The organism is Mesorhizobium sp. M4A.F.Ca.ET.090.04.2.1, from assembly GCF_003999085.1.
Lineage (GTDB): Bacteria > Pseudomonadota > Alphaproteobacteria > Rhizobiales > Rhizobiaceae > Mesorhizobium.
The window spans coordinates 1-3,689 of record NZ_RZOT01000577.1 but is presented as its reverse complement, the minus strand read 5'-3'; the positions used below and the strand labels follow the sequence as shown (position 1 = coordinate 3,689).

Below are 3,689 nucleotides of genomic sequence, written 5' to 3'. Positions count from 1 at the left end.
GTTCATCACCACATAGGTGATCGAGTTGATATAGCCCGAATACCAGGACGGGTCGCTGAAGATGGTGCGATAGTTGGCGAGCGTCGGCGCATGCGGATAGAGCGTCAGCGACGAGACGATCTCAGCATTGGTCTTGAAGCTCATGTTGATGAGCCAGTAGATCGGCAGCAGGATGACGATGATGTAGAGCGTCGGCACGATCCACCACCAGCGCGATTCCTCGCCGCGGCGCCGCATCAGGCGCGCCACCTCGTCCTGCGACAGGGCGCTGCTCAGCCCTTCCGAAACCGCCGTCTCGCTCACTCTGTTCGCTCTTTCGTTAACGCCGGTCATCTCAGCGCTCCGCGTCGTAGTTGGTCATCACGGTGTAGAAGACCCATGACAACAGCAGGATGATCAGGAAGTAGACCAGCGACATCGCCGCCGCCGGACCGAGGTCGAACTGGCCAAGCGCCGTCTTGACCAGGTCGATCGACAGGAACGTCGTCGAATTGCCGGGACCGCCGCCGGTGACGACGAAAGGCTCGGTGTAGATCATGAAACTATCCATGAAGCGCAGCAGCACTGCGATCAAAAGCACGCGCTGCATCTTCGGCAGCTGGATGTAGCGGAACACCGCCCAGCGCGAGGCGCCGTCGATCTTGGCCGCCTGGTAGAAGGCATCCGGGATCGAGACCAGGCCGGCATAGCAAAGCAGCACGACGAGGCTGGTCCAGTGCCAGACGTCCATTATGATGACGGTGACCCACGCGTCGATCGGATCCTGGACATAGTTGTAGTCGATGCCGAGCGCATTGACGTAGTAGCCGAGCAGGCCGATGTCGTTGCGGCCGAAGACCTGCCAGATCGTGCCGACGACATTCCATGGGATCAGCAGCGGCAGCGCCATCAACACCAGGCAGACCGGCACGCCCCAGCCCTTCTTCGGCATGTTGAGCGCGATGAAGATGCCGAGCGGCACCTCGATGATGAGGATGATGAAGGAGAAGATCAGGTTGCGGACCATCGCTTCCCAGAAGCGGTCGGAGGACAAGAGCTCCTCGAACCACTCCGTGCCGGCCCAGAAGAAGACGTTGTTGCCGAACGTGTCCTGCACCGAATAGTTGACGACGGTCATCAGCGGGATGACGGCCGAGAACGCCACCAGCACCAGCACCGGCAGCACAAGGAACCAGGCCTTGTTGTTCCAGGTCTTTTCCATCTATGCCCCCATCTCGACGCGCCAGGAATCGGCATAGATGTTGATGCCGGCCGGATCGAAACTCACCTTCGGATCGGCCGGCACGGTGTCGTCCTCGCCGATGACGGCGGCGATCTCGCGGCCCTCGAGGCTGGCGCGCACCACCTTGTGGCGGCCGACATCCTCGACCTTGCTGACTTTGACGGCCATGCCGTCGCGGCCGAGCCTGACATATTCGGGGCGGATGCCGAGCTCGATCGAGCCGGCGCCGGTGTTCCCGCTGGCAGTCTTGGGCACGCCCGGCAATTCGATGCGCTGGCTGCCGATCGTCGCGGTCCTGCCGTCGATCGCCACCGGCATGACGTTCATGCCGGGCGAGCCGATGAAATAGCCGACAAAGGTGTGGCGCGGCCGCTCGAAAAGTTCGGCCGGCGTGCCGATCTGGACGATCTCGCCGTCATACATGACCACCACCCGGTCAGCGAAGGTCAGCGCCTCGGTCTGGTCGTGCGTGACATAGACCATGGTGTAGCCGAAACGGCGGTGCAGTTGCTTCAGCTGCGAGCGCAGCACCCACTTCATGTGCGGGTCGATGACGGTCAGCGGCTCGTCGAACAGGATGGCGTTGACGTCCGAACGCACCAAGCCGCGGCCAAGCGAGATCTTCTGCTTCTGGTCGGCGGTCAGGCCGCGCGCTTTCCGGTTCGCCCATGACGCCAGATCGATCATCTCCAGCGTCTCGCGCACCTTGCGGTCGACATCGGCCTCCGGCACGCCGCGGTTGCGCAGCGGGAAGGCCAGATTGTCGTAGACGGTCATGGTGTCGTAGATGACCGGGAACTGGAACACCTGGGCGATGTTGCGCTCCTGAGTCGACAGCCTGGTGACGTCCTTGCCGTTGAACAGCAACTGGCCGTGCGAGGGGTGGAGCAGCCCCGAAATGATGTTGAGAAGCGTGGTCTTGCCGCAGCCGGAAGGCCCGAGCAGCGCGTAGGCGCCGCCATCCTCGAAGGTGTGGTGCACCTCCTTCAGGGCGAAATCTGAATCCTTCTGCGGATTGGGCAGGTAGGAGTGGCGGATGTGGTTGACGTCGATGCGTGCCATCGCTTCCTCCTCAAGCCGCGAGCTTCGGCGCGGCGGCCACGGCGCGGCCGTTTCCGTCGAAGACCATGATGTGGCGCGGATCGATGAACACCTCGACCATGGCGTCGGGCTCGAAGTCGCGGATGCCGTGGGTCAGCATCACCCAACGGGCGTCGGCGAAATCGAGATGGATAAAGCTCTCCGAGCCGGTGATCTCGGTGATGGTGACCTTGGCCCGCACCGGCACGGCGGCGGCATTGGGCCGCTCGAGCGACAGATGATGCGGCTGGAAGCCGATCGTGTAGATGGCGTCGGCAATGCCGGTGAGCTCGGCCGGCACCGGCAGCGTCACGCCGCCCTCGAGCAGGAAAACCGGACCCTTCTTGGCGAGCACGATGGTGTTGAGCGGCGGATCGGCAAAGGTTCTTGCCGTCACCAGGTCGACCGGCTTGCGGAACACCTCGATGGTCGGGCCGAACTGGGTGACGCGGCCTTCCGAAAGTGTCGCCGTATTGCCGCCGAGTAGCAGCGCCTCGTGCGGCTCGGTGGTGGCGTAGACGAAGATGGTGCCGGCGGCGGCGAAGATCTTCGGCAGCTCGGCGCGCAGCTCCTCGCGCAGCTTGTAGTCGAGATTGGCGAGCGGCTCGTCGAGCAGCACGAGGCTGGCGTTCTTGACGATGGCGCGGGCGAGCGCGGTGCGCTGCTGCTGGCCGCCGGACAGGCTGAGCGGGGTGCGGTCGAGATAGGGCGTGAGCTTCAGCAGTGCCGCGGCGTTGCGCACTTCCTTGTCGATCTTGGCCTGCTCGGCGCCGGCGACCCTCAGCGGCGAGGCGATGTTCTCGTAAACGGTCATCGCCGGGTAGTTGATGAACTGCTGATAGACCATGGCGACGTTGCGCTTCTGCACCGGCTGGCCGGTGACGTCCTTGCCGTCGAACCAGACCGAGCCGGAGGTCGGCGCGTCGAGGCCGGCCATCAGCCGCATCAGGCTGGTCTTGCCGGACAGCGTCGGTCCGAGCAGCACGTTCAGCGAGCCGTGCTGGAGCGTCAGCGACACGTCGCGGATATGCTCCGCCGCGCCGACCGTCTTCGACACGTTTCTCAATTCCAGCATGATGCCTCCTCCCCGGCTCTGTGCATCACACGGCCATCCTATTCGGCCGCCGCGACATGGCGGCGACTTATTCCACGCATGAATTCGTCGAGCGTCGCGGCCTGCTCGCGACTGAGATGCAGGCCACGCTTGGTCCGGCGCCACAATACATCCTCAGCGGTCAGCGCCCATTCGTTTTCGACGAGGTAGCGAACCTCGGCTTCGTAGAGATCAGCGCCGAAGTTGCGGCCGAGATCGGCATTCGACTTGGCGAGCCCCAGCACGGCCTGCGCCAGCGTGCCGTAGAGCCGGGTCAACCGACGCGCCAGGCGC

At 63.9% G+C, this 3,689-nt stretch carries 4 protein-coding genes and 1 pseudogene; all 5 read right to left on the bottom strand.

The genetic code is table 11. The features are described 5' to 3' along the window. Positions 1-237 (bottom strand): annotated as a pseudogene (locus tag EN781_RS28440) (carbohydrate ABC transporter permease); the annotation flags it as partial. Positions 238-334: 97 nt separating this feature from the next. Continuing rightward, positions 335-1,201 (bottom strand): sugar ABC transporter permease, encoded by an 867-nt coding sequence (locus tag EN781_RS28435; RefSeq protein WP_126054723.1) that lies wholly within the window; start codon positions 1,199-1,201, stop codon positions 335-337. Next, on the bottom strand, positions 1,202-2,284 hold the full coding sequence (locus EN781_RS28430) for an ABC transporter ATP-binding protein (protein ID WP_126054724.1): 1,083 nt from the start codon (positions 2,282-2,284) through the stop codon (positions 1,202-1,204). Between the two features lie 10 nt (positions 2,285-2,294). Further along, a complete protein-coding gene (locus tag EN781_RS28425) occupies positions 2,295-3,377 on the bottom strand; it encodes an ABC transporter ATP-binding protein (RefSeq protein WP_126054725.1) in 1,083 nt (360 codons plus the stop codon). A 38-nt stretch (positions 3,378-3,415) separates the two neighbouring features. Next, on the bottom strand, positions 3,416-3,689 hold a 274-nt coding region (locus tag EN781_RS28420; protein ID WP_281034399.1), incomplete at its 5' end, for a glycerol-3-phosphate dehydrogenase C-terminal domain-containing protein.